Consider the following 24,719-nt stretch of genomic DNA (forward strand, 5'->3'; position numbering starts at 1 on the left):
CGACGTTGCCCGCCGCCCAGTCCGAAGCTCAGGAGCGAAGTTCAGCGATCTTCTGGTCCGTGTTGTACTGGCTGAGCGCATAGACCGCCCAGATCGCCGCCGGAACCCAGCCGATCACGGTGATCTGCAGGATCAGGCAGATGATTCCGGCGATCGGCCGGCCGATGGTGAAGAAGAGCAGCCACGGCAGCAGCAGGGCGATGAGCAGACGCATGTCGTTTTCCCGTTCTGTTTCCGGTCATCCTTGCCCGGTCATGTTCGCCTTGCAAGTTGGAACTGCCGCGCCCGCCGGCCGCGGGCGTCAGGCCCCGAACACCTTCTGCAGGATTTCCGTCGTCCGTTTCGCCGGATTGTTGCGGATCGCGGCTTCCTCGATGGCGACGTAATGGAAGATCCCGTCGAGGCCGAGATCGAGCACGTGCCCGGTCAGGTTGGCCTTCACGTCCGGCATGAAGGGCAGGCCCTTGTACTGCCCCATGACCGAATCGTAGCTCTGGATCGCGCCCACGTCGGCCAGGCTGTCGTCGACCACCGGCCGCATCGCATCGCGCAGCGGATCGCTCATCTTGCCGCGGAAATACTGGGTCGCGGCGTCGTCCGCCCCCTTGTAGATCTCCTGCACGTCGTCCCAGGTCATCTCGGTGATGGCATTGCCGAAAATCGAGGTCGCGGCCGGCGTCGCCGTCTCGGCGGCGCGATTGAGGCGCAGTTCGAGATCGTCCAGCATGGCGGAATAGCCGAGCGGCTTCAGTGCCTTCTGGACCGGCTTCATGCTGTCGGGCAGCGGGATATGGATGGCGCTGTCGAGGTTGAAACCGTCCTGGATGCCAAGCTGGGAAACCACGCTCTCGGTCCCGACGCGAAGCGCGTCCTTCAGGCCGGAGGCGATGTCGCTGTTGCTCAGCATGCTGCCGGCCCCGCCGGAGCCGCCCGATCCGCCCATGCCCTTGAGCAGGTCCTGGCCCTTCTGCAGCAGGTCTTGCGCCGTCGCAGGCCGCGCCGCGAGGAACATCAGAACGGCCAATCCTGCCGTACTGCCGGCAAGGAAGCGGCGGCGGGCCGACACGAGGGAAATGCTGTCGGTGGTTCCGGGCACGAGGCCGGTCGATCTCGTCATAATGGTCATCCTTCTCCGAACGCGTTCATCAGCCCCCACCACAGATGGAATGCTATACAAATGATATATGATATGCGAATGCGGCGCGCACATGACGAATGTGACTCAACGACGCGCCTATACGCGATGTGGGGAGAAAGATACTCCGGCGCAGGGATCTGACGAGTGGTGGTGCCGCATGTCGGACTCGAACCAACGACCCCCTCATTACGAATGAGGTGCTCTACCAACTGAGCTAATGCGGCCCAATGCTCTCCACTCGATCAGCGGCCATGAGCGGGTTGCCCCCGTCCCGGCCCCTGTCCCTCCGTCGCCGTGTGGTCGGGCGGCGCATCCGGGGACAACGTCGCCCCGGCAGCCGGTCTAGACCGGCCCGGAAGCCGCCGGAACATAGGCTGATTGCCGGGCCTTTGCAACCCCGACGGGGGCGTTTTCCGACGCCCGAATCCGCAGTGCGGTGGGGACTTTCTGCGGCACCGTCACGCGCACGGTCGTGCCCTCGCCGACGACGCTTTCGATTTCCAGACTGCCGTCGTGAAGTTCCGCCAGTTTGCGCGACAGCGGCAGGCCGAGCCCGGTTCCCTCGTAGCGTCGGTCGTCGCCGCCGTCGATCTGGCTGAACGGCTCCATCGCCCTGGCGATATTCTCCGCCGCGATGCCGATCCCGGTATCGGCGACGACGATCCGGAACTGGCCCCGGGAGATCTCGCACCGGACCGTGACCCGGCCGCCGGTCGGTGTGAACTTCACCGCGTTGGTGATCAGGTTGATCGCGATCTGCTTGATCTTCATGGCATCTCCGACCACCGGCGGGGCCTTGTCCTCGCCCTCGACGGTCAGCTCGACCCCGGCGATACGGGCCCGTTCCGCGAGCAGCCTGGCGGCATCGCGGAGCAGACGGTGGAGATCGAAGCGGTCGATGGAAAGCTCGAGCTTGCCGGCCTCGGCCTTTGAGATGTCGAGGATATTGTTGATCAGCCCGAGCAGGTGCTGGCCGGATTCGTGGACGTCGTCGATGTAGTCGCGATAGCGCGCGTTGGCGATCGGCCCGAAGATCTCGCCCCGGATGATGTCCGCGAAACCGATGATCGCGTTGAGCGGGGTGCGGAGTTCGTGGCTCATGTTGGCGAGGAAGATCGATTTCGACCGGTTCGCCTCCGCCTCGCGGACAAGCGCGATATCGAGGGCGGATTCGCGATGCTGCAGTTCGGCCACGGTCGCGCGGAGCACCGAGAAGGCCGAGCCGATGCCGAGGTAGCGGCCCTCTTCGGTGCCGATGAAACCGTGCAGCAGGAGCCCCGGCCGATCGGTCAGGATCAGCTCGCGCAGGCGGTCCCGGGTCATTTTGACATCGACGACGAACGGCGCCGGGTCCATCAGCGTCGCGATCGCCTTCCGTTCGTAGAGCGGCCGGCCGAAGCGGTCGGCGAGCCGTCCGTAAAGGTCCTGGCGGTTGACCATCCCGACCGGCCGTTCACCCTTGACGACCGCGAGATTGAGCACGTCCGGTTCCCGTTCGAAGCGCTCGTAGACCGCCGCGCAGGTCATGTCGACCGGGATCGGCGCGGCTTTCTCGAGCAGATCCCGTAGTCCCGAATTCATGATGTCTCTTCCACGCGAACCCATCGTCCCGCCCCCGTTCTGGGGCGCGCGCGGTTACCAAATGCTTAGCGCAGGATGAAACTCTCGTGACAGGCGCCGGTGCCGGGATCGGCCCGCGCGGAACGCCTCAGCCGCGGCGGCGGAACCAGGACAGGAGATAGGCGCCGCCCCAGATCGGCAGCACCACGACGGCACCGATCAGAATGTAGGGAACGGCCCAGCGGACGCCGTTGACGGCGGCGTTGAACAGCCGCGAGATGGCGCCGCCCAGGTCCTGGAAGACGGCCTGCGGCGTCACGTCGAACCACGACATGGCAAGGCCGACGATCAACGAGGCGATCAGCAGCTTGAGAATCAGGCCGGGCAGGTTCTTCGGCATCGTCGTCTTCCCGAAAGCCGGACGATGGCGGTCCGGCCCGCCCTTTGTGCCGAGGGTGCGGGATGCTGTCAACCGACCCCGGGCGCCATCGCCCGGGCGGATCAGTGGCCGAGCGAGGCCTGGACCCTGGCGTCGAAACCGACCGTCACGCGCCCGCCGTTCTCGATCAGCGGCCGCTTCATCAGGGCCGGATGGGCGACGATCAGGTCGATGGCGCGCGATTCGTCGACCTCCGCCTTCGCCGCATCGTCGAGGCCGCGCCAGGTCGTGCCGCGCCGGTTCAGCAGCGTCTCCCAGCCGACCGCCCGGCACCAGGCGGCGACGGTCTCGCGCGTCGGCGGCTCGGCCCGGACATCGACCAGCCGCGCCGTCAGTCCTTCCGCCGCCAGCCATTTCAGCGCCTTGCGGCAGCTGTCGCAATTCTTCAGTCCGTAAACGACGATCATTTTCCCTCGCAGGGCTTGCGGAATACCCGGTCGAGCACACCCCAAGCCTTGAATTTCCACGGTTTTTTGCTCCGCACTCATAGGATTGACTTGCCCTGTCATCAAGAAGCTTTTAGGTTCGCGAACACGTTAACGAGTTCCGTCCTGCATCGGGTTCTCGCGGTCGGATAGTGATCGGCCAGGGCCGAACGCGCCTCTCAAAGCAGTGGATAGATGCCAGTGGCGTCGTCGAAATCGGTTTCAGAAAGTGGCATCGCCTCCCTGCTCGAACATCTGAGCAGGATGATCCACAGCGAGGGCCACACGGCGGGACTCTATCCGGCGCAATGGACGGCGCTCCGCTATTTCGCCCGCGCCGACCAGCCGTCGCGGACGACCGCCGAACTGTCCCGTTTCCAGGGCATGCGGATCGGTCCGGTGGCGCGCACGGTGCGGACACTGGTCGAGAAGGGCTACCTGGAGCGGCGACCGAATCCGCGCAGCAAGCGGGCCGACTTCCTCGAGGTGACGCCGGACGGACGGGCGCTCCTGGAGGATGACCCGCTGAACAATCTCGCGAGCCTCCTGGAACAGATCCCGGCCGACGAGAAGCGCACCTTCGCGGAGGTGCTCGAGCGAATCATCCTGCTGATGTTCCAGACCGGCGAAGGGCTGATCGTCGACGAGCAGGACGATTCCGCGAAACGTCGGCGGCCGCAGCCGGAGCGCAGGGCGAGCTGACGCCCCGTCGGCGGGCTTCCCGGCGCGTCAGGCGCGGGCGAGAAGCTGGCCGACCTCGTTTACCAGGGTCTCGCTGCGGAACGGCTTGTAGACGATCTTGTCCGCGCCCCAGGTCTCGGCCATCGAGGCCGCGACTTCCAGCGGCACCTTCGGGCCGCCGCCGGACATCACCAGGATCTTGACCCCCGGGCGGCGTTCGCGAAGCCGCTTGAGCAGCGTCACCCCGTCCATGCCCGGCATCCAGATATCGGTGATCACGAGATCGAAGTCGGTCGCCTCGGAGAGCGTGAGCGCGGCCTGGCCGTTCTCCGCCTCGGCGACGTCGTGGCCGGCGCGCTCCAGCGACAGGCGGACGGTTTCGCGCACATCGGCGACGTCCTCCACGAGCAGAATCCTTGCCATTTCCCGTCCCCCGAACTCGCTTGTCAACTGCGCGGCCCTTCAACCGGGACGCCGCGACGGCATATCGGGCAAACTTATAGGATCAAACGTGAAAAGAACAACAGCGGCTTGCGATCCGGTCGGGCCGGACGCCCCTCACGGGCGCGCGGACGGCGGCGTCCGGGCGACCCGCGCCCCGCGTTCGTACCAGCCCCGGCTGCCGTTCACGATGCGCACCACGCTCAGCATCACCGGGACCTCGATCAGCACGCCGACGACGGTCGCCAGCGCCGCGCCCGAGGAAAAGCCGAACAGGCTGATCGCGGCGGCGACGGCGAGCTCGAAGAAGTTGCTGGCGCCGATCAGCGCCGACGGCCCGGCCACGCAATGGGCCTCGCCGGCCCAGCGGTTGAGTAGGTAGGCGAGCCCGGAATTGAAATAGACCTGGATCAGGATCGGCACGGCGAGGAGCGCGATGATCAGCGGCTGGGCGATGATCTGTTCGCCCTGGAAGCCGAACAGCAGCACGAGCGTCGCAAGCAAGGCGACCAGCGAGAGCGGTTGCAGCCGCCCGAGCAGGCGGGCGAGCGCCGCCTCCCCGCCCTTCGCCAGCATCCGCCGCCGGACGACCTGCGCCAGGATAACCGGCACGACGATATAGAGCCCGACCGAGAGCAGCAGCGTCTCCCACGGCACGGTGATCGCCGACAGCCCGAGCAGCAGGGCGACGATCGGCGCGAAGGCGAAGACCATGATGACGTCGTTCAGCGCCACCTGGCTGAGCGTGAAATGGGGCTCGCCGTCGGTCAGGTTGCTCCACACGAAGACCATCGCCGTGCAGGGCGCGGCGGCGAGCAGGATCAGCCCGGCGATGTAGGAATTGATCTGCTCGGCCGGCAGCCAGTCCCGGAACAGCCAGCCGATGAACAGCCAGCCGAGCGCCGCCATCGAGAACGGCTTGACCGCCCAGTTGATGAACAGCGTGACGCCGATGCCGCGCCAGTGCCGGGCGACCTGGCCGAGCGCGCCGAAGTCGATCTTCACCAGCATCGGGATGATCATCAGCCAGACCAGCACCGCGACCGGCAGGTTGACGCTCGCCACCTCCAGCGCGCCGAAGGCGTGGAACAGCCCCGGCGCGAGATAGCCGAGGGCGATCCCGACGACGATGCAGAGCGCCACCCAGAGCGTCAGGTAGCGTTCGAACAGGTTCATCGCGGGCTTCGCCGGCCGGGCGGTCCCGGCGGCGTCGGTGGAGGCGGACATGCGGGCTCCGGTGGTTGCGGGCGGTGGCGGGTCAGGCCGTCTCGGGCAGGCTCCGGCCGATCTCGCGGAGCTGCCGTTGCAGGGTCATGCGGTCGAGCGCGGCGATCGGCAGGCTGAGGAACAGGTCGATCCGGTTGTTCAGCAGGCGGTAGGCCTTGGCGAAGGCGAGCCGCCGCTCGGCCTCGGTGCCCGTCGCCGCCGCCGGGTCGGGGATGCCCCAGTGCGCCGTCATAGGCTGTCCGGGCCAGACCGGGCAGACCTCGTTCGCGGCGTTGTCGCAGACCGTGAAGACGAAATCGAGCGCCGGCGCCCCGGCCGCGGCGAATTCCTCCCACGACTTGGAACGCAGGCCCGCCGTGTCGTGGCCGGTCTGGCCGAGCAGGTCGAGGGCCATCGGGTGGACCTTGCCGGACGGCTGGCTGCCGGCGCTGTAGGCGCGGAAGCGGCCGGCCCCCTTCCGGTTCAGGATCGATTCGGCGAGGATGCTGCGCGCCGAGTTCCCGGTGCAGAGAAAGAGCGCGTTGTAGGATCGGGTCCCGGTCATGGTCGCCCCCTCAGCAACAGGCGCCGGACTGGCTTCCGGCCGCGCCGGCCGCAGCCTGCGCGCCGCAGCTTCCCGCCTTCGCGGCACCGGCTTCCGGCGCATCCGCGCAGCAGGCGCTCTCGCTCTCCGCGAGATCCAGGTCGCTGCCGTAGACGGCGCTCTCGCCGGTCGTGTGGAAGGTTTCCCAGGCGACGCCTTCCGGATCGAAGATCCAGTTCTTGGCCGACTTGGCGTAGCAGCAGACCGTCTCGCCCTGCGCGACCAGGCGGGCGTCGGCGCGCTTCATGCGGTCGTGGATGGCGCCGAGCTCGTCGGCCGCCTCGACCTGGATGCCGAGATGGTCGACGCCCTTGTTCGTGCCATGAGTCGAGATCGCGAAATTGACCCGCGGATCGTCGAGCATCCATTTCGCGTAATCGTCCTTCAGGACCGTCGGTTCGCTGTCGAACAGCGTCGAGTAGAAGGCGATCGAGGCGGAAAGATCGGTGACGGCGAGGTTCACATGCAGGCGTTTCATGGCGTGGTTCTCCGGTTGCCGACGGAGTCGGCGGGTTGAGCGGTTTGAGCGGGATCGGCCGTTGCGCCTGCCCGGGCGGGCCCGGCGCAGCAGCCCTGCAGCACGCGGTCGAGGACCGGCGCGCAATCCTCCGGCCGGCCCTGGCAGCAATCCTCCATCAGGAAGGAGAGCAGCGCCCGGATACCGGCGAAGTCGGGTGTGTAGATGATCGAGCGGCCCTCGCGGCGCGAGCCGACCAGCCCGGCATTGGCGAGGATCCCGAGATGCGACGACATCGTGTTGTGCGGCACGCCGAGCGCGCGGGCGACCTCGCCCGCGGCCATGCCCTCCGGCCCGGCCTGAACCAGCATCCGGAAGGCCTCTAGCCGGCTTTCCTGCGACAGCGCCCCCAGGGCGCGGGTTGCGTTCAATGTGTCCATATGTCGAGAATAATCGACATGAATGCCCGATGCAAGCCCCACCCTGGAAAAATCAAATGCGCCGGGGAGAAGCTGGTGGCCGCGGCCGGACTCGAACCGGCACCCGGAACTCCGAGGTGGCCTTTCTCGCCCTTACGCACCGAGTTCAATGGGCTGCCGATAGGTCAACCAGATAGGCGCGGCAAAGCCACGCTAATCGGCAGTTGCCAAAAAAATCAGGATAGTGATGCCGTTATAGGGCTGTCCATTATAGCGTAGCAGTCGTGTGATCCGCCCGGCTGCGTGCTCGGAGTTCCATGGTTTGAGCCATGTACGAACACCTTGCTCAAGGTCAGTGACGATCTTGTCAATGATGCGGGTATAGACATCAGCTTTCATCGCCTTTTCTCCTTTTGGTTAGTCGCGGTTGCGCTGCTGCTGCTACCGAACTAGCCACGCGGCAATGAGCGGGGTGAGGCCGTCACAGGCCGTCCGCCGTGGGAGGGGATCATCCGGCCCGTACGGCAACGAGGTGGACGGAAAGTTGGGGAAGACCCAGCGGACGCCCGGAGAAAAACGAAGGGCCTGGCCTTGACGGCCAAGGGGCCGCAGGCCCCAAAAGCAAAACAAAGAATAAACGGCCATAGGCCGCTCAACAGGCGCGGCAGAGCCACCCAAATGCGCGAGGGATCGTTGCCGAATGGCCGAGACCCTGCGCAGAGAGCCGCAGGCGCGAGCAAAGCCCGGTCCGGCACTGCCGGACGCGCGGAAAGTAGTTTGAATCCCCACAAAGCCATACAGGCTGGAGTGATTATTCAAACCACGAGCTAGTATCTACATCCAGTGCGTGTTCGTCGACCTGAATAGCACTGGGATTTTGCACGGGGCCTTTAAGGACGCATGTAAATGGAAATGATTCGGACGATACCGCACCATCACCACGCCTCTGGTCACCACCAGAACCCCATTGAAGTTCACACACAAGTTCGCCGGAAGCCAAGAACGTCACGAACCGACTGCAAATTTCCGCAACCTCTACTTCATCAGTAAACACAATCTCGATGGAGTGATGCGATGCAAGTTCATCAATAGACAAAATTGTCTCACCAACAGCCGCTTCAAAAATCGATCTTTCTATATGATATCGAAGCGCGTTCAAAAGGAGATGGCGGCTTTCGTCCATGATGTCAAACAAATAAACGACTGCACTCATCGTCTCATCGACTAGCTCAAGAACTTTGTCATCATCAACATTGAAGATGGCGGGTTGAATATGCGTATATTTGCTAAGTTCATTTACGGTGTCCCTTAATGTCCGATGTATATCTTCCAGATCTAATCCTAATTCATCTTGAACATAGGAACGTGTCAAGCCGCCATGAACAGCATAAAAAACGCGTTGCTTCCGGGAAATACCGTTTTGATTTTCAGTTTCATTTTTGTACCATGAGCAATTTAGAACTTCTTCATCCGGCGCAAGACGGGCTAATACATGCCGCACGAGTTCTCGCATGGCATAAGAAAAGTTATTGAATCTAAGAGGGTTATTAGCCGCGTCGAGATTAGCTAAGGCCGCCTGAAATAGTTCTCTCTCAAAACCATCAACCAATTGGCCATCAATCAATTCGCGCATAAATATCTCTCAGTGAAATAAATTGTGCCATTCGAAGACGCCCTCCCAAACAAAAAAGACATGACGAAAAAAGGCACAGAGGTCTATTTGGACAGGTCGTGTTTCTCAAAAGTCTCGACCAGAAAAAGACATAGACTGGAAGCCGCGCCAACAGCCAATCGGGCGTGCCGAGGCTCAAGGCCACGAGAAGTGCTGGAACGACCGTGCCCGCTACCATACAGGCCCCGCAGTTCATCTAATTGATGGGCAATGTTGGAAAGCGCGGTCAGGGTCGATCTGATCGCGGCAACCCCGCGGGCCCTATCGGAGATTTTATCCGATGCCAGATCGAGGCACTTGAGAGAGTGCTTCACCAATTCAGAGGGGGACGCCCTCTTCGCTGGTTCCTGACCAGCCTTCTCGATAATGTCTTTGGTAATCGCTTCAATGAGTTCCTTGGCTGCGCCAATCGCATCAGCAGGGCTGGCTTCAACCGACTTCTCTATTGCTCTTATACGGCTAATTAGGTTCTCATGGTTGATAAGATCCCCATGATCTTTCAATCGACGGAGTGCTGCGTCTCCTCCAAGACCAGAGCGAGGCGTTACTTCCAACCTGCCCAAATTGTCTTCAATTACCCATCCATCGATACGTAACGCCTTATTGAGATTGTCGATCTGACGCTGACGCTCATCGTCTTGAGGCCAATGGTGAGGCGACAAAATCTGGTTGATTGCCTCCGGTAATTCAGATGAGCCGTTTAACTCACGCCAAGCCTGATTGGCAAAGCGCCGCTTGCTATCGAGCATATGAACCACAGGATTGTTCAAACCAAATGAGTTGAAGAAGGCAATCATGGGACCGCTACTCATTCCGGTATTATAGGCAATTTCCACAAGGTGAGAAATCGCTGCTTCGCCAATTTTCATGGAGATCCCCTTGATTTATTGCGATCTATATGCCCTATGTCGTGAAAAAAGGCTGATTTACATCTTTTAAGAATTATTCTCTTTCTTGAAATGGGCGATTATTCCTTCGCTTCTTTCCGAGGGTCGGATGAGAAAAAATTAGATCATAATTCTAATCATTATCATTTGTGTTCTCAAAAATCGAAGGCAAATATTAACTTTTGCCGAGCCTGGTGGCCGCGGCCGGACTCGAACCGGCACTCGGGTAACCGAAGCAGATTTTAAGTCTGCTGTGTCTACCAATTCCACCACGCGGCCATCGGCTCAGCCGAAGCGCTCGGCAGCGATTTCCCGGAGTTTCACCCGCTGCACCTTGCGGCCGTTCGGGCTGTCCGTCATCGGAAAGCTGTCGAGGGCGACGAACGCCATCGGAACCTTGTAGCGCGCGAGGCCGGCAATGCAATGCTCGCGCAGCATCCCGTCGTCGAAACCGGCCCCCGCGCGCGGCACGACGAAGGCAACGGCACGCGCCCCCTGCCCGGTCTCGACGCCGACCACCTGGGCGCCGGCGACCGCCGGGTGGCGCTCCAGGTGGGCCTCGATCTCGGCCGGCGAGACGAGGAAGCCGCCGAGCCGGAGGCTGTCGCCGAGCCGGGTCAGGAAGACGAAGCCACCGTCGGCCTCGGTGTAGCCGAGATCGCCGGTCCGCACGTAGCCGTCGTCGGTCAGCGCCCGGGCGGTCGCCGCCGGATCATCGACATAGCCCAGCATGCGGGACGGCCCGGCCGCCTCGATCTCCCCTTCCCGGCCGTGCGGCAGGATCGCGCGGGTTTCCGGGTCGACGACGCGGACGCGGGCCCCGGGCGAGGCGGGATAGCCGCCGGCGCGGGCGCGCATCGCCGCCGGGGCCTCGCGCCGCTGCACCGAGTAGAGCGCCTGCACCTCGCTCATCCCCCAGAGGCCGACCAGCGGCACCCCCTTCATGTCGCCCAGCGTCACGATCTCGCGGAGGGCCGGGTTGAAGGCGGCGTAGCCGATCTGGCGTAGCCGGGCGAGCGACCATTCGTGCGCGGCGTCGAGCAGCGCCGCCGTCATGTCGTCGGTGGCGTTGAGGTCGGTGACCTCGAAACGGTCCATCAGCTCGACCGCGCGCTCGACGTCGAAGACCGGCATGTTGACCAGGACGCCGCCGCCGGCGAGGCAGCTCATCGCCTGGGCGAGCCCGAAGGTGCCGCAGAAGGGCAGCGACTGTAGCAGCACCGTGCGGTCCTCGTGGAAGCCGAAATGGCGCGCCACGTCCTCGGCATGGCGGGCGATCGAGGCTTGCGAATGGAGCACGAACTTGGGCGCCGCCGTGGTGCCCGAGGTGGTGAAGGTGACGCAGCCGGCGTCGGCCGTCGCATGGTCGAAGAGGGCGGCGTCGAACTCGCGGAGGGAGCCGTATGACGTGACGCGGACGGCGCCGAGCGCGCCCGGCAGAGCCGCGTTGCCGAGTTCGGGGCCGTAGAGGATGACGGTCTCGAGCGCCGCCAGGTCGGCGGCCGGAACGGCGGCCAGGATCTCGTCGAAGGCGATGCCGCGGAAACCCGGCCAGAAGATCAGCGCCTTTGCCCGCGAGCGGCCGAGGATGTCGCCGACGTCGGCCGCGCGGAACCGGGTGTTGACCGAGACGGCGACCGCGCCGAGCCGGGCGACGGCGAAGAACAGCGCCAGGTAGGCGGCCGAGTTGGGCAGCCAGAAGGCGACCCGGTCGCCCGGGCCGATGCCGGCGGCGGCAAGCCCGGCGGCGAGGCGGCGGCTTTCCAGCACCAGGTCGCGGTGGCTCCAGCGCAGGTCGCCGTCGACGATGGCGAGCCGGTCGCGGTGAAGCCGGGCCGCGCGGTCGCCGAATGCGGGCAGCGTCGTCATCGCGCCGCTCAGTCCGCCGCGTCCGTCGCCGGGGCCATGCCGTAGCCGCTCCGCACCGCCGCGAGGCCCATGCCGGCGAGCAGCCCGTCGAGCGCGTCGGCGGCGAGCGCCAGGCGGGCCGGGTCGTTCGAGCGCAGCACCAGGTTGAGGAACGGCCGGCCGTCGCGGAAGCCCGGGTAGGAGCCCATGGAAACGTCCGGGTATTCCTTCTGCAGGGCGCCCAGGCCGGCGGCGATGATGCCTTCCGCCGTCTCGACCGCGAAGGCGATGCTGCGCACCGGGGCGCCGCCGACCAGCTCGTGCTTCAGGCTCTGGAACATCGCCTGCATGATCGTCGGGATGCCGGCCATGACGTAGACATTGCCGAGGCGGAAACCGGGCGCCCGGCTGACCGGATTGTCGATCAGCGCCGCGCCCTCGGGGATCCGCGCCATGCGCCGCCGCGCCTCGTTCAGGTCGCCGGGCTTGTAGTTGGCCTGCATGATGGCGAGCGCGTCGGCCCGCACGTCGATCGGCACGCCGAAGGCGGCGGCCACGGAATCGGCGGTGATGTCGTCATGGGTCGGGCCGATCCCGCCCGAGGTGAAGACATAGTCGTAGCGCGCCCGGCACTGGTTCACGGCGGCGACGATCTCCGCCTCGATGTCGGGCACGAAGCGTGCCTCGCGAAGCTGCACGCCGAGTTCGTTCAGTTCGACCGCCAGGTAGGCGAGGTTCTTGTCGCGGGTCCGGCCGGACAGGATCTCGTCGCCGATCACGATCACTGCCGCGGTCACCACCGAGGGTGAGGAACCGGTGCTTAAGTCTTTGGCCATGAATTATCTCTACCCTTTCGCGATCGACACGTGTGTCGGCGGGAAACCCGGACCACCCGGAGGCGGGCCAGCCCCGGCCGCCGCTTCCCTGCCGGCACCCGGATCTTTTTATCATTTCACTGGCCGCGGCGCGCAATCAAAAGCCCCATGGACGAAAGCGCAAAGGATCGGCATAACGGACCATCTGGCGGCAAACCGGCCGCCGATAGCGACATGCTGAGCGAGAGGCGAGATATCGGGGCCGTGCCGACCACGCCGACCACGGATGGGGAGCTTGCCGCCCGGCTGCAGCGTCTGCAGCGGAACTACCACCGGCTGTGCGAACTGATGCTGAGCCTGCTCGAACGGCTCGAGCGGCATCCGGGCCAGGCGATCGACCCGAAGGAACTCGGCGAGGCCCGCGCCCTGATCCAGCGGGTGCTGAGGAAGCCCGATCCGGCCGCCGCGACTGCACCTGCCGCCGTGCCTGCAAAGCCGCCCGCCCGGCCGGCGCCGGCCGTTGCCGCGCCCGGTCCCGCCGCCGCCACCGCGGCGAAGGTACGCGCGAAACCGAAGCCGGCGACGCCGCGGCGCGAGCCCGCCAGGGCGACGGCCGACGAGCCCGAGCGCGTGCTCGGCATGCATCGCGATATCCATGACGAGGTGATGCGCCAGCTTTCCAACCGGTTGCGCTGGTAAAGCCCGTTCCTGTTCGCCCCTGCCCCGCGAGGCCAGTCCGTTGCGTTTTCCCGTCCCCCTCGTCGCCGGCCGCCTGGTCCGCCGCTACAAGCGCTTCCTTGCCGACGTCGAGCTGCCGGACGGCGAGGTCGTCACCGTCCATTGCGCCAACCCGGGGGCGATGACCGGCCTCGACATGCCGGGCGCCCGGGTCTGGCTGCGCGACGTGCGAAGCCCGAAGCGGAAGCTCGCCTGGTCGTGGGAGATCGTCGAGGCGGACGGCGGCCTCGTCGGGATCAACACGGCGCACCCGAACGGGCTGGTCGAGGAGGCGATCCGGGCGGGCCTGATCGCCGAGCTCGCCGGTTATGACCGGCTCCGCCGCGAGGTCCGCTATGGCCGGAACTCGCGGATCGACATGCTGCTCAGCGCCGAGGGGCGCCCCGACTGCTACGTCGAGGTCAAGAATGTCCACCTGATGCGAAACCCGGGCCTCGCCGAGTTCCCGGATTCGGTGACGGCGCGCGGCGCCAAGCACCTGGAGGAACTGGGCGACCGGGTCGCCGCCGGCGACCGCGCGGTCATGCTCTACCTGGTGCAGCGCGGCGACTGCGACCGCCTTGCCATTGCCCGCGACATCGATCCGGGTTATGGGGAGGCGTTTTGCCGCGCCTTGGCTCGCGGCGTCGAAGCAATATGTTATGATTGCGAGATCGCGACGGACGCGATCGCCGTACGCCGCCGGCTTTCACTGGACGGGCCGGATACGCGTCGCACATGCAACTAGACGGATACGCACGGTGAGAACGAACTACATTTCCAGCGCCGCGGCGCCGACCCGCAATACCGGCGCGATCAAGCTGCATGACGCCGAGGGCTTCGAGGGCATGCGGCGGGCCGGCCGGCTGGCCGCCGAGACGCTGGACATGATCACCCCGCATGTCGTCCCCGGTGTCACCACGGAGGAACTCGACCGGCTCTGCCACGAGTTCATCGTCGCCGGCGGCGCGGTGCCGGCGCCGCTCAACTACCGCGGCTTCCCGAAATCGATCTGCACCTCGGTCAACCATGTCGTCTGTCACGGCATCCCCGGACCGAAGACGCTGCGCGACGGCGACGTGCTGAACATCGACGTGACGGTGATCCTCGACGGCTGGCACGGCGATACCAGCCGCATGTTCTACGTCGGCAATGTCGGGGTGAAGGCGCGCCGCCTCTCCGACATTACCTACGAGGCGATGATGCGCGGGATCGGGGTCGTCCGCCCCGGCGCCACGGTCGGCGACATCGGCTACGCGATCCAGGAATACGCCGAGGGCGAGCGCTGCTCGGTGGTCCGCGACTTCTGCGGCCACGGGCTCGGCCGGGTCTTCCACGACGCACCGAACATCGTCCATTTCGGCCGCCCGGGCACCGGGCCGGAACTGAAGGCCGGCATGTTCTTCACCATCGAGCCGATGATCAATCTCGGCAAATGGCAGGTGAAGCTGCTGAACGACGGCTGGACCGCCGTCACCAAGGATCGCAGCCTCTCGGCCCAGTTCGAGCATTCGATCGCGGTCACCGAGGACGGCTACGAGATCTTCACGAGCTCGCCGGCGGGGCTCGACAAACCGCCCTATGCCGCCTGACGCGAAGACGCCCGCCGACGAGGCGAGCCTCGCCGGGCACCGCGCCCGGCTCCGCGAACGTTTTCTCACCGGCGGGCCCGACGCCCTCCTCGACTACGAACTCCTCGAGATGGTGCTCTACGCCGCGCTGCCCCGCGGCGACACCAAGGCGCTCGCCAAGCGCCTGCTCGCCGCCTTCGACGACAGCTTCGCCGCGGTCGTCGCCGCCGACCCGGAGCGCCTGAAACAGGTCCGCGGCGTCGGCGACGCCACGGTCGCCGCGATCAAGACCGTCGACGCCGCCGCCGGCCGCCTGCTGCGCGGTCGCGCGAAGGGCCGTTCGGTGCTGAGTTCCTGGCAGGCCGTGACGGATTATTGCCGGGCGACGATGGGACTGCGCTCGACCGAGCAGTTCCGCATCCTGTTCCTCGACCGCCGCAACCAGCTGATCGCAGACGAGGACCAGCAGCGCGGCACCGTCGACCACACGCCGGTCTATCCGCGCGAGGTGGTCAAGCGGGCGCTCGAGATCGGCGCCTCGGCGATCATCCTGGTCCACAACCACCCGTCCGGCGACCTCACCCCGTCGCGCGCCGACATCGAGATGACCAGGCTCGTCAAGGAGGCCGCCGGCGCGCTCGGCATCACGATCCACGACCATGTGATCGTCGGCAGCAACGGTTACGCGAGTTTCAAGGCGCTGGGCCTTCTCTGACGCGAATCGCCCCGATCTGCGTCGAAACGGCCGTCAAAGGCCGTTTTTCCCGTCTGCCGGAACCTTGGCTCCAACGATTCTTGTGAACTGGAGTCAAAAGTATCTCCAGATCCTGTGGGACTGCCCGACAAACCGCGTTAGCATGTGCAAAATGACGGGATTGTCATGCATTGTCACAGCGTCCTGTTCCACCTAGTGAAACATTCTATACAACCTTGCGTAATTCTATGTCGTACGCAATCAACGGTCGCGTTTTTCGGGAATGAATGCTCGCCTTGACGTAAGGTTATGCGTATAGTTGCCGCCGCCATCCGGGGGGTCCGGATTTGATGAGTTCGTGTACAGGAGCTGAGTGAGTAGATGGCCGAAGCCAACGCAAAACAACCGCAAAGCAGAGCCAATCATATCGATGCCCATGTCGGCCGACAGCTCCGGCTCAGACGTACGCTTCTCGGGATGAGTCAGGGGGCGCTCGGCGACGCGCTCGGCCTCACCTTCCAGCAGGTTCAGAAGTATGAACGCGGCGCGAACCGCATCGGCGCCAGCCGGCTGTTCGCGATGAGCCGCGTGCTCAAGGTTCCTGTCGCCTATTTCTTCGAGGGCGCGAACGACAATTCCGCGGCCAAGGAGCCGGAGGTCAAGCCGAAGCGTGGCCAGCGCCGCCGCGACGGCGATCCGGTCACCAAGCGGGAAACCCTCGAACTGGTCCGCGCCTATTTCCGGATCGAGGATCCGGAGCTTCGCAAGGACATGATCGAGACGATCCGGGCGATCGCTGAATCCCTCGAGTCCCGCGTCAAGTAATCCGTCGCACGGTCGTCGCCGGGCGGTGCGGCCGCCCGGTGCCGCTCGCTTGTTGAGCCGTCAGACGGGTTCTGCTACTCAGGGCGCGATCGCTGGACATCTGACGCGGATCGCCGCCCATGCATCTCGACAAGGACCTTGGAAACGGCCTGTTCCTCACCTTCGGAACGCCGATCTTCCAGAAGACGATGACCGGCAGCGAGGCCGCGAACAAGGGGCTGCGCGACATCCTGCTGAGGCGCGAGCGGGCGCAGCCGCAATTCAAGACCGGCAAGCTCAATCGCTCCAATCTCGGCGGCTGGCGTTCCGAACCCGACCTGCTGTCCTGGCCGGAGCCGGAAATCAGGCCGCTCGGCAACTGGATACGCGATTCTCTTCAGGCTGTCTGGCAGCTCGCCGCGCCGCCGACAGGCACCCCGGCGACGCCTGAATACAACGTCGTCGCCTGGGCCAACATCAACCGCGACGGCAACTACAACGTCGTTCACAATCACGCCAACCAGCACTGGTCCGGGGTCTATTACGTCTCGGTCGGCAAGCCCGATCCGGACCGGCCGCTGAACGGCATCTTCGAGTTCCACGATCCGCGCCCCGCCGCCGGCATGACCATCACGCCGGGTTTCGAGTTCGGCAACAAGCTCACCATCCAGCCGAAGCCCGGCCTGATGCTGCTGTTCCCGAGCTGGATGATGCATTTCGTGCATCCGTTCTTCGGCAAGGGCGAACGGATCTCCATCGCCTTCAACGCCCGTGCGACCCGTCTCGTCCCGGTGGGGCCGGTCGCGCGCCGCTAGTCACACTCCGTCTTCAACTGGACCGATCGTCATGATTCCTCGCTACACGCGGCCCGAGATGGCCGCCATCTGGGCGCCCGAGAACAAGTTCCGTATCTGGCTCGACATCGAGGCCCATGCCTGCGACGCGCAGGCGGCACTCGGCGTCATCCCCGAAACGGCGGCCCGCGCGGTCCGCGAACGCGGCGCCTTCGAGATCGACCGGATCGACGCCATCGAGCGCGAGACCAAGCACGACGTCATCGCCTTCCTGACCAACCTGGCCGAGCATGTCGGGCCCGAGGCGCGCTTCGTGCACCAGGGGATGACCTCGTCGGACGTGCTCGACACCTGTCTTTCGGTACAGCTCGTGCAGGCCAGCGACCTGCTGCTCGCCGATCTGGACGGACTGCTCGACGCCCTGAAGCGCCGCGCGCTCGAGCACAAGGACACGATCTGCGTCGGCCGCAGTCACGGCATCCATGCCGAGCCGACGACCTTCGGTCTGAAGCTCGCCCAGGCCTATGCCGAGTTCGACCGCAACCGGGACCGCCTGCGTGCCGCGCGGACCGAGATCGCCACCTGCGCGATTTCCGGCGCCGTCGGCACCTTCGCCAATATCGACCCGGCCGTCGAAGAGCATGTGGCGAAGGCGCTCGGCCTCGCGCCCGAGCCGATCTCGACCCAGGTCATTCCGCGCGACCGCCATGCCATGTTCTTCGCCGTGCTCGGCGTCGTCGCGAGCTCGCTCGAGCGGCTGTCGACCGAGATCCGCCACCTGCAGCGTACCGAGGTGCTCGAGGTCGAGGAATATTTCTCGCCGGGCCAGAAGGGTTCCTCGGCGATGCCGCACAAGCGCAACCCGGTGCTCTCGGAGAATCTCACCGGGCTTGCCCGCCTCGTCCGCATGGCGGTGGTGCCGGCGATGGAGAACGTGGCGCTCTGGCACGAGCGCGACATCTCGCATTCCTCGGTCGAGCGGAATATCGCCCCGGACGCGACCGTCACGCTCGATTTCGCGCTGGCCCGTGCCACCGGCCTGATCGACAAGCTGGTGGTCTATCCGGCCAACATGCAGCGCAATCTCGATCGCCTGGGCGGCCTCGTGCATTCGCAGCGGGTGCTGCTTGCCCTGACCCAGGCCGGCGTCAGCCGCGAGGATGCCTATCGCCTGGTGCAGCGGAACGCGATGCGGGTCTGGCAGGAGAACGCCGATTTCCTCTCGCTGCTCAAGTCCGACCCGGAAGTGTCCGCCGCCATGGACGGCGCCGCGATCGAGGCGATCTTCGACCTCGGCTACCACACCCGGCATGTCGACACGATCTTCCGCAGGGTCTTCGGCGACTAGACGGCAGGTGCGTCAGAGCACCAGGGCGAGGATCGCGACGGCGCCGCAGAAGACCAGCGCGAGGCGGCGGAACAGGGCGTCCGTCGCGTAGCGCAGGCCGCGCGCGCCGAGGAAGATCGCGACCGCGTAAAGCGGCATCAGGACGGCCGAGATGGTCAGCCGTTCCGGCGTCAGCATGTCGTTCAGGAAATAGGTGGTCATCGTGACAATCGTCGCGATGCCGAAGAAGGCCAGGATATTGTCCCGGACCTTGAGCATGTCGTGCTGTCCGCCGAGCCAGAACAGGATCACCGGCGGTCCCATGAGCCCGGCCATGCCGCCGGCGAAACCCGACAGCGCACCGACCCCGACGGTGACCGTGCGCGTCGGCGTTCCGGCGTAGCGCCAGCCGGTTGCCATGGCGGCGACCGCGGCCAGGATCATCGCCGAGATGACGATCCGCATGACGCCCGGATCGACGTAGAGCAGCGCCTTGACGCCGATCGGGGTCATGATCGCCGCGCCGATCGTCAGCGGCATGATCTCGGGCCAGCGACAGCGCCGCATGGCCGCGAGCGTGATGGGGAGCGTGATCACCGTATCGGTGACCGCCAGCATGGCGACGGCGGCCGGTGGCGAATAGAGCGCGCTGGCGATCGGCATGAAGACCATCGCCGCGCCGAATCCGGAGAACCCCCGTATCAGCCCGGCCATAAAGACGGCGCCGAACAGCGCCGGCAACCGGGGGTCGGACAGGACGTCGGCGAGCCCGGCGGCCAGCGCCGCGATCACGGCCTCGCCGCCTGCCCCGCGCCGGAAACGCCGACGGCCGGCAAGAGCCGGCCGCGCGTCCGATCGGAATCGCAGTTGGACGCCATCGCCGCGACGCCTGCCGAGGCCGGCCCGACGATATCGGTTACTGCTTCATCACCTGATCGCGTGCGACCGCATGCAGTTCCTTCATCTTCTCGCGAAGATCCCAGTCCCGCATCGTAACGCCCTTGGCCGCAAGGTCGGCCTTGACCTTGCGGAAGATATCCTCGTCGCCCGCTTCCTCGAAGTCGGCGACGATCACTTCCCGGGCGTAGGTTTCCGCCGCTTCCTGTGACATTCCCATCAGCTCCGCCGCCCACAGCCCGAGCAACTTGTTCCGACGGGCGTCGATCTTGAAGATGATTTCCTGATCGTGGACGTATTTGGCCTCGTGTGCCTTTTCCCGATCGTCGAAGTTGGTCATCGCGGGGCCCTCTCCGGCAGCCTGTAAATCTCGTAGTTGCGTTCGCACGCCGAACCATAGAACTGGTCGTTCGGCGACGAGCTACCCCCTATAACTGGCATTCCCGGTGCCCGCAAACAAGATCGGAAGGTCGATCAGGGGTGCTTGCGGCCGCGCCGCCGCGGACGTTGTGCTGCATTCGCAATTGGGCTACATTCCGCGCGCGCCTGACAGGCTGGCGCCCGGCCGGAATCGACGCCCCGCTATCGCGACGAGAATCCGGCCACTCTCTATTATTCGGAGTTACGATATGGCACGCCGCCGACGGGTGTACGAAGGCAAGGCGAAGGTACTTTATGAAGGCCCGGAACCTGGCACGCTCGTGCAGTATTTCAAGGACGACGCCACCGCCTTCAACAACAAGAAAAGCGCCACGATTGTCGGCAAGGGTGTTCTGAACAACCGGATCTCGGAATACCTGATGGCCAGGATCGCCGAGATCGGCATTCCGACCCATTTCGTTCGCCGCCTCAACATGCGCGAACAGCTTATCAAGGAAGTCGAGATCATCCCGGTCGAGGTGATCATCCGCAACATCTCCGCCGGCTCGCTCGCGACCCGGCTGGGCATTCCGGAAGGCACCGCGCTGCCGCGTTCGATCGTCGAATTCTGCTACAAGTCCGACGAACTCGGCGACCCGCTGATCACCGAAGAGCATATCACCGCCTTCGGCTGGGCGACGCCGCAGGAGATCGACGACATCATGGCGATGTCGCTGCGCATCAACGATTTCCTGATCGGTCTGTTCCTCGGCATCGGCATCAAGCTGGTCGACTTCAAGCTGGAATTCGGCCGTCTCTACGAGAACGAGATGGTCCGGGTCGTGCTTGCCGACGAGATCAGCCCGGACAACTGCCGGCTGTGGGACACCAAGACCAACGAGAAGATGGACAAGGACCGCTTCCGCCGGGATCTCGGCGGCGTCGCGGAAGCCTATCAGGAAGTGGCCCGCCGCCTCGGGATCATGCCGGAAGGCGGCCCGCGCGACATCCAGGCCCCGACCCTGATGCAATGATCGACTGATTTCCCGGAATGACAAGAGGCAACGGCTCAGGCATGAAGGCGCGCGTACATATCACGCTCAAGGACGGCGTTCTCGACCCCCAGGGCAAGGCGATCGGCCATGCGCTCGGGAATCTCGGCTTCGACGGCGTGAACGGCGTCCGCCAGGGCAAGGTCATCGAACTCGATCTGGCCGCCACCGACCGCGGTGCGGCGGAAGGCCAGGTCGAGCAGATGTGCCGGCGGCTGCTCGCCAACACGGTCATCGAGAATTACAAGATCGAGCTGATCGACTGAGCGCCATGGCATCCGTCATGCCGCGCCCTCCCTCTCCGACCTCCAGACAGACAAGGATGGCACGCCCATGAAGGCCGGCGTCATCGTATTTCCGGGCTCCAATTGCGACCGCGACGTGATGGTCGCCCTCGAACAGGCGACCGGACGGCCGCCGGCCGCGATCTGGCATCGCGAGACGGTGCTCCCCGATCTCGATCTCGTCGTGCTGCCCGGCGGGTTTTCCTACGGCGATTACCTGCGGGCCGGCGCCATGGCCGCGCAGTCGCCGATCATGCGGGCCGTCGTCGCCCATGCCGAGGCCGGCCGTCATGTGCTCGGCATCTGCAACGGCTTCCAGATCGCGATCGAGGCCGGACTGCTGCCCGGCGCCCTGCTCCGCAATGCGGGGCTCCATTTCGTCTGCCGCGATGTCTGGCTGCGGGTCGAGAACGCGGCGACGCCATTCACCCGGGGCTACCGTGGCGGCGACGTCATCCGCGTGCCGGTCGCGCACCATGACGGCAACTATTTCGCCGATCCGGAGACGCTCGCCCGGCTCCGCGGCGAGGGCCGGGTCGCCTTCCGCTATTGCGCCGCCGACGGCGACGCCGGTGAGCGCGCCAACCCGAACGGGTCGGCCGACGACATCGCCGGCATCCTGAACGAACGCGGCAATGTCCTGGGCCTCATGCCGCATCCCGAACGGCTCGCCGACCCGGCGCTCGGCGGGACCGACGGACGGCCGATGTTCACCGCCCTTGTCGAGAGTTTCGCATGACCGCCGACATCGCCATCACGCCGCAGATCGTCGCCGAACACGGCTTGTCGGAAAGCGAGTATGACCGCGTGCTCGAGATCATGGGGCGCGAGCCCAACCTGCTCGAGCTCGGAATCTTCTCGGTGATGTGGAGCGAGCATTGCTCCTACAAGTCGTCGAAGAAATGGCTGAAGACCCTGCCGACCGAGGCGCCCTGGGTGATCTGCGGCCCCGGCGAGAATGCCGGCGTGGTCGATCTCGGCGACGGCCAGGCAGCGATCTTCAAGATGGAAAGCCACAACCACCCCTCCTTCATCGAGCCCTACCAGGGCGCGGCGACCGGGGTCGGCGGCATCCTCCGAGACGTCTTCACGATGGGCGCGCGGCCGATCGCCAACATGAATGCGCTCCGCTTCGGCAGTCCTGCTCATCCAAAGACCCGGCATCTCGTCGCCGGCGTGGTCGCCGGGATCGGCGGCTACGGCAATTGCGTGGGCGTGCCGACGGTCGGCGGCGAATGCAATTTCCACCCGGCCTATGACGGCAACATCCTGGTCAACGCGATGACCGTCGGCCTCGCCGACAGCAGCCGGATCTTCTATTCGGCCGCCGCCGGCGTCGGCAACCCGGTGATCTATGTCGGCTCGAAAACCGGCCGCGACGGGATCCACGGCGCGACCATGGCGTCGGCCGAGTTCGACGACGATTCGGAGGAGAAGCGCCCGACCGTGCAGGTCGGCGACCCGTTCACCGAGAAGTTGCTGATCGAGGCCTGCCTCGAACTGATGGCGACCGACGCGATCGTCGCCATCCAGGACATGGGCGCGGCGGGACTGACCTCGTCATCCTTCGAGATGGCGTCGAAGGGCGAGGTCGGGATAGAACTTGATCTCGACCGGGTGCCGGTCCGCGAGGACGGCATGACGCCCTACGAGATGATGCTCTCGGAAAGCCAGGAACGGATGCTGATGGTGCTCCGGCCGGGCGCGGAGGATACGGCGCGCGCGATCTTCGAGAAATGGGAGCTCGATTTCGCGGTCATCGGCCGGGTGACCGACAGCGGCCGCATGGTGCTTCGTTTCGGTGGCGCCGTCGTCGGCGACCTGCCGGTGGCGCCGCTGGCCGATGCCGCGCCGGAATATGACCGCCCGCACGAGGCAGCCCCGGTCCCGGCCCGCCTCGACCCGGCAGCGACGCCGGCGAGCGACGATCTCGGCGAGGCGCTGGTCCGCCTGCTCGGCACGCCGGACCTGGCCAGCAAGCGCTGGATCTGGGAGCAGTACGACCACATGGTCGGCGCCGACACGATCGGCCGACCGGGCGGCGACGCGGCTCTGGTGCGGCTCCATGGCACGCGCAAGGCGCTCGCCATCACGACCGACTGCACGCCGCGCTATTGCCAGGCCGACGCCCGGACCGGCGGCGCCCAGGCCGTCGCCGAGACATGGCGCAACATCACGGCGACCGGCGCCCGCCCGCTCGCCATCACCGACTGCATGAATTTCGGCAACCCGGAACGCCCGGAGATCATGGCCCAGTTCGTCGGCGCCATCGCCGGCATGGGCGAGGCCTGCCGGGCGCTCGACTACCCGGTCGTCTCCGGCAACGTCTCGCTCTACAACGAGACCAACGGCAAGGCGATCCTGCCGACCCCGGCGATCGGCGGGATCGGCCTGATCGCTGACTGCGACAAGGCGGTGAGTATCGCCTTCCCGGCCGAGGGCCTGGATGTGCTGCTGATCGGCGACACCCGGGGCGAGCTTGGCCAATCGCTCTATCTGCGGGAGTTGCACGGGAAAGAGGAAGGCGCGCCTCCGGCGGTCGACCTGACGGCGGAGCGGCGGAACGGCGATTTCGTGCGCGACGCGATCCACGACGGCATTGTCTCCGCCTGCCACGACCTGTCCGACGGCGGGCTCGCGGTCGGCATCGCGGAAATGGCGCTCGCCGGCAATATCGGCGTCGACATCACCGTCCCCGAGGGCCTCGCGATCCCGCTTCATGCCTGGCTGTTCGGCGAGGACCAGGCGCGCTATCTTGTGACCGTGGCGACCCCGCAGAGCGCCGGAATCCTGGCGGCGGCGGCGGCGGCGAATGTCCCGGCGATTTCGGTCGGGCGCACCGGGGGCAGCGATTTGACAGTTCGCAACGGCTTCACCATATCGCTTGCGACATTGCGGGAAGCCAGGGAAAGCTGGCTTCCGACTTATATGGGAACGGCGTGAACAGCGCTTAACGGAGGAGTGACGCAATGCCCATGGATCCGGGAGACATCGAACGCTTGATCCGCGAGGGAATCCCGGACGCCACGGTCGAGATCAGCGATCTCCGTGGCGATGGCGACCACTACGCGGCGCATGTCGTGTCGCGCTCGTTCGCGGGCAAGAGCCGCGTCCAGCAGCACCAGATGGTCTACCGGGCGCTCAAGGGGAACATGGGGGACGCCCTGCATGCGCTGGCGCTGCAGACCTCCGTTCCCGAAGACTAGATCGTCGAGCCGACAGACGCAGCAATCAAGGACCAGACAGATGAATGATTCAGCTACCGCGGAGCGTATCCAGCGCGAAATCCAGGACAACCCGGTCGTGCTCTACATGAAGGGCTCGCCAGTCTTCCCGCAATGCGGGTTCTCCGCGACGGTGGTGCAGATTCTCAGCCATCTCGGCGTCAAGTTCGTCGGCGTCGACGTGCTGCAGGACCCGTCGCTGCGCCAGGGAATCAAGGAATTCTCGAGCTGGCCGACCATTCCCCAGCTTTACGTCAAGGGCGAGTTCGTCGGTGGCTGTGACATCCTGCGCGAGATGTTCGAGACCGGCGAACTGCAGCAGCTCTTCCAGGATGCCGGGGTGGCCACGGCGGATCACCACGCCTGAGCAACCTCTCCCCCGGCACACCGGAAACGGCGCTCG

31 protein-coding genes and 2 tRNA genes are annotated in these 24,719 nt (G+C 65.4%); 14 read left to right on the forward strand and 19 right to left on the reverse strand.

Annotated features, from left to right (window positions below):
• Positions 1–28: 28 nt before the first annotated feature.
• The 6 genes from OCH7691_RS11930 to OCH7691_RS11955 all read right to left on the reverse strand — a co-directional run bounded on the left by OCH7691_RS11930 (position 29) and on the right by OCH7691_RS11955 (position 3,544).
• On the reverse strand, positions 29–214 hold the full coding sequence (locus OCH7691_RS11930) for a YqaE/Pmp3 family membrane protein (protein WP_085883771.1): 186 nt from the start codon (positions 212–214) through the stop codon (positions 29–31).
• Between the two features lie 87 nt (positions 215–301).
• A complete protein-coding gene (locus OCH7691_RS11935; RefSeq protein ID WP_217807947.1) occupies positions 302–1,117 on the reverse strand; it encodes a DUF4197 domain-containing protein in 816 nt (271 codons plus the stop codon).
• Between the two features lie 169 nt (positions 1,118–1,286).
• Positions 1,287–1,362 (reverse strand) — tRNA-Thr (locus OCH7691_RS11940).
• Positions 1,363–1,480: 118 nt separating this feature from the next.
• Positions 1,481–2,719 carry a sensor histidine kinase gene (locus tag OCH7691_RS11945; protein WP_176245027.1) on the reverse strand — a complete coding sequence of 413 codons (1,239 nt, stop codon included), beginning with the start codon at positions 2,717–2,719 and terminating at the stop codon, positions 1,481–1,483.
• Between the two features lie 127 nt (positions 2,720–2,846).
• Positions 2,847–3,098 carry a hypothetical protein gene (locus tag OCH7691_RS11950; RefSeq protein ID WP_085883773.1) on the reverse strand — a complete coding sequence of 84 codons (252 nt, stop codon included), beginning with the start codon at positions 3,096–3,098 and terminating at the stop codon, positions 2,847–2,849.
• A 101-nt stretch (positions 3,099–3,199) separates the two neighbouring features.
• Positions 3,200–3,544 carry an arsenate reductase gene (locus OCH7691_RS11955; RefSeq protein WP_085883774.1) on the reverse strand — a complete coding sequence of 115 codons (345 nt, stop codon included), beginning with the start codon at positions 3,542–3,544 and terminating at the stop codon, positions 3,200–3,202.
• Positions 3,545–3,757: 213 nt separating this feature from the next.
• Here OCH7691_RS11955 and OCH7691_RS11960 point away from each other — a divergent pair, with 213 nt between their 5' ends.
• Positions 3,758–4,264: a MarR family winged helix-turn-helix transcriptional regulator gene (locus tag OCH7691_RS11960; RefSeq protein ID WP_085883775.1), complete on the forward strand. Its 507-nt coding sequence runs from the start codon at positions 3,758–3,760 to the stop codon at positions 4,262–4,264.
• Positions 4,265–4,291: 27 nt separating this feature from the next.
• On the opposite strand, the gene OCH7691_RS11965 is transcribed toward OCH7691_RS11960, so the two are convergent.
• The 11 genes from OCH7691_RS11965 to OCH7691_RS12010 all read right to left on the reverse strand — a co-directional run bounded on the left by OCH7691_RS11965 (position 4,292) and on the right by OCH7691_RS12010 (position 12,613).
• Positions 4,292–4,666, reverse strand: a complete 375-nt coding sequence (locus tag OCH7691_RS11965; RefSeq protein ID WP_085883776.1) for a response regulator — start codon at positions 4,664–4,666, stop codon at positions 4,292–4,294.
• A 135-nt stretch (positions 4,667–4,801) separates the two neighbouring features.
• A complete protein-coding gene (arsB, locus tag OCH7691_RS11970) occupies positions 4,802–5,860 on the reverse strand; it encodes an ACR3 family arsenite efflux transporter (protein ID WP_085884443.1) in 1,059 nt (352 codons plus the stop codon).
• Between the two features lie 82 nt (positions 5,861–5,942).
• Complete coding sequence (locus OCH7691_RS11975) at positions 5,943–6,455, reverse strand: arsenate reductase ArsC (RefSeq protein WP_085883777.1); 513 nt, start codon at positions 6,453–6,455, stop codon at positions 5,943–5,945.
• 10 nt (positions 6,456–6,465) lie between these two features.
• Positions 6,466–6,972 (reverse strand): ArsI/CadI family heavy metal resistance metalloenzyme, encoded by a 507-nt coding sequence (locus tag OCH7691_RS11980; RefSeq protein ID WP_085883778.1) that lies wholly within the window; start codon positions 6,970–6,972, stop codon positions 6,466–6,468.
• The gene (locus tag OCH7691_RS11985) at positions 6,969–7,391 is read right to left on the reverse strand and encodes an ArsR/SmtB family transcription factor (protein WP_085883779.1); all 423 of its coding nucleotides are present in this window, start codon (positions 7,389–7,391) and stop codon (positions 6,969–6,971) included. The genes OCH7691_RS11980 and OCH7691_RS11985 overlap by 4 nt, the downstream gene beginning before the upstream one ends.
• 192 nt (positions 7,392–7,583) lie before the next feature.
• Positions 7,584–7,769: an ArdC-like ssDNA-binding domain-containing protein gene (locus OCH7691_RS23520; RefSeq protein WP_217807949.1), complete on the reverse strand. Its 186-nt coding sequence runs from the start codon at positions 7,767–7,769 to the stop codon at positions 7,584–7,586.
• A gap of 412 nt (positions 7,770–8,181) precedes the next feature.
• On the reverse strand, positions 8,182–9,003 hold the full coding sequence (locus OCH7691_RS22925) for a pPIWI-associating nuclease domain-containing protein (protein ID WP_139839669.1): 822 nt from the start codon (positions 9,001–9,003) through the stop codon (positions 8,182–8,184).
• Between the two features lie 83 nt (positions 9,004–9,086).
• The gene (locus tag OCH7691_RS11995) at positions 9,087–9,911 is read right to left on the reverse strand and encodes an abortive infection family protein (RefSeq protein ID WP_085883780.1); all 825 of its coding nucleotides are present in this window, start codon (positions 9,909–9,911) and stop codon (positions 9,087–9,089) included.
• A gap of 210 nt (positions 9,912–10,121) precedes the next feature.
• Positions 10,122–10,208, reverse strand: a tRNA-Leu gene (locus OCH7691_RS12000).
• A 6-nt stretch (positions 10,209–10,214) separates the two neighbouring features.
• A complete protein-coding gene (locus OCH7691_RS12005) occupies positions 10,215–11,798 on the reverse strand; it encodes an AMP-binding protein (RefSeq protein ID WP_085883781.1) in 1,584 nt (527 codons plus the stop codon).
• An 8-nt stretch (positions 11,799–11,806) separates the two neighbouring features.
• Complete coding sequence (locus tag OCH7691_RS12010; protein ID WP_085883782.1) at positions 11,807–12,613, reverse strand: competence/damage-inducible protein A; 807 nt, start codon at positions 12,611–12,613, stop codon at positions 11,807–11,809.
• 213 nt (positions 12,614–12,826) lie between these two features.
• Between OCH7691_RS12010 and OCH7691_RS12015 the strand changes: the two genes are divergently transcribed.
• From OCH7691_RS12015 to purB, 7 genes are all read left to right on the forward strand, one after another.
• Complete coding sequence (locus OCH7691_RS12015; protein ID WP_139839670.1) at positions 12,827–13,291, forward strand: hypothetical protein; 465 nt, start codon at positions 12,827–12,829, stop codon at positions 13,289–13,291.
• A gap of 40 nt (positions 13,292–13,331) precedes the next feature.
• On the forward strand, positions 13,332–14,057 hold the full coding sequence (gene sfsA, locus OCH7691_RS12020; protein ID WP_085883784.1) for a DNA/RNA nuclease SfsA: 726 nt from the start codon (positions 13,332–13,334) through the stop codon (positions 14,055–14,057).
• A gap of 100 nt (positions 14,058–14,157) precedes the next feature.
• The gene (gene map, locus OCH7691_RS12025) at positions 14,158–14,901 is read left to right on the forward strand and encodes a type I methionyl aminopeptidase (RefSeq protein ID WP_370853119.1); all 744 of its coding nucleotides are present in this window, start codon (positions 14,158–14,160) and stop codon (positions 14,899–14,901) included.
• Positions 14,891–15,595, forward strand: coding sequence for a RadC family protein (radC, locus tag OCH7691_RS12030; protein WP_085883786.1), 705 nt, complete (start codon positions 14,891–14,893; stop codon positions 15,593–15,595). Before map ends, radC begins: the two co-directional genes overlap by 11 nt.
• A 360-nt stretch (positions 15,596–15,955) precedes the next feature.
• Positions 15,956–16,399 carry a helix-turn-helix domain-containing protein gene (locus tag OCH7691_RS12035; RefSeq protein ID WP_085883787.1) on the forward strand — a complete coding sequence of 148 codons (444 nt, stop codon included), beginning with the start codon at positions 15,956–15,958 and terminating at the stop codon, positions 16,397–16,399.
• A gap of 119 nt (positions 16,400–16,518) precedes the next feature.
• The gene (locus OCH7691_RS12040; RefSeq protein ID WP_085883788.1) at positions 16,519–17,193 is read left to right on the forward strand and encodes a 2OG-Fe(II) oxygenase family protein; all 675 of its coding nucleotides are present in this window, start codon (positions 16,519–16,521) and stop codon (positions 17,191–17,193) included.
• 31 nt (positions 17,194–17,224) lie between these two features.
• Positions 17,225–18,520 (forward strand): adenylosuccinate lyase, encoded by a 1,296-nt coding sequence (gene purB / locus OCH7691_RS12045; RefSeq protein ID WP_085883789.1) that lies wholly within the window; start codon positions 17,225–17,227, stop codon positions 18,518–18,520.
• A gap of 12 nt (positions 18,521–18,532) precedes the next feature.
• Here purB and OCH7691_RS12050 read toward each other — a convergent pair whose 3' ends face one another.
• A complete protein-coding gene (locus OCH7691_RS12050) occupies positions 18,533–19,291 on the reverse strand; it encodes a sulfite exporter TauE/SafE family protein (protein ID WP_085883790.1) in 759 nt (252 codons plus the stop codon).
• Between the two features lie 124 nt (positions 19,292–19,415).
• A complete protein-coding gene (locus tag OCH7691_RS12055; RefSeq protein WP_085883791.1) occupies positions 19,416–19,736 on the reverse strand; it encodes a DUF1476 domain-containing protein in 321 nt (106 codons plus the stop codon).
• A gap of 289 nt (positions 19,737–20,025) precedes the next feature.
• On the opposite strand from OCH7691_RS12055, the gene purC reads away from it, so the two are divergent.
• The 6 genes from purC (at position 20,026) to grxD (ending at position 24,683) form a co-directional block, all read left to right on the forward strand.
• A complete protein-coding gene (gene purC, locus OCH7691_RS12060) occupies positions 20,026–20,790 on the forward strand; it encodes a phosphoribosylaminoimidazolesuccinocarboxamide synthase (RefSeq protein WP_085883792.1) in 765 nt (254 codons plus the stop codon).
• A gap of 41 nt (positions 20,791–20,831) precedes the next feature.
• Entirely contained in the window at positions 20,832–21,074 is a 243-nt protein-coding gene (gene purS / locus OCH7691_RS12065) for a phosphoribosylformylglycinamidine synthase subunit PurS (protein WP_085883793.1), read from the forward strand.
• Positions 21,075–21,141: 67 nt separating this feature from the next.
• Positions 21,142–21,831: a phosphoribosylformylglycinamidine synthase subunit PurQ gene (purQ, locus tag OCH7691_RS12070; RefSeq protein WP_085883794.1), complete on the forward strand. Its 690-nt coding sequence runs from the start codon at positions 21,142–21,144 to the stop codon at positions 21,829–21,831.
• Complete coding sequence (gene purL, locus OCH7691_RS12075) at positions 21,828–24,035, forward strand: phosphoribosylformylglycinamidine synthase subunit PurL (protein WP_085883795.1); 2,208 nt, start codon at positions 21,828–21,830, stop codon at positions 24,033–24,035. Before purQ ends, purL begins: the two co-directional genes overlap by 4 nt.
• A gap of 26 nt (positions 24,036–24,061) precedes the next feature.
• Positions 24,062–24,298, forward strand: a complete 237-nt coding sequence (locus OCH7691_RS12080) for a BolA family protein (RefSeq protein ID WP_085883796.1) — start codon at positions 24,062–24,064, stop codon at positions 24,296–24,298.
• 40 nt (positions 24,299–24,338) lie between these two features.
• Complete coding sequence (gene grxD / locus OCH7691_RS12085; RefSeq protein WP_085883797.1) at positions 24,339–24,683, forward strand: Grx4 family monothiol glutaredoxin; 345 nt, start codon at positions 24,339–24,341, stop codon at positions 24,681–24,683.
• Positions 24,684–24,719: the final 36 nt, after the last annotated feature.

Source organism: Oceanibacterium hippocampi, from assembly GCF_900172325.1.
In the GTDB taxonomy this organism is placed as follows: Bacteria; Pseudomonadota; Alphaproteobacteria; order Sneathiellales; family Sneathiellaceae; genus Oceanibacterium; species Oceanibacterium hippocampi.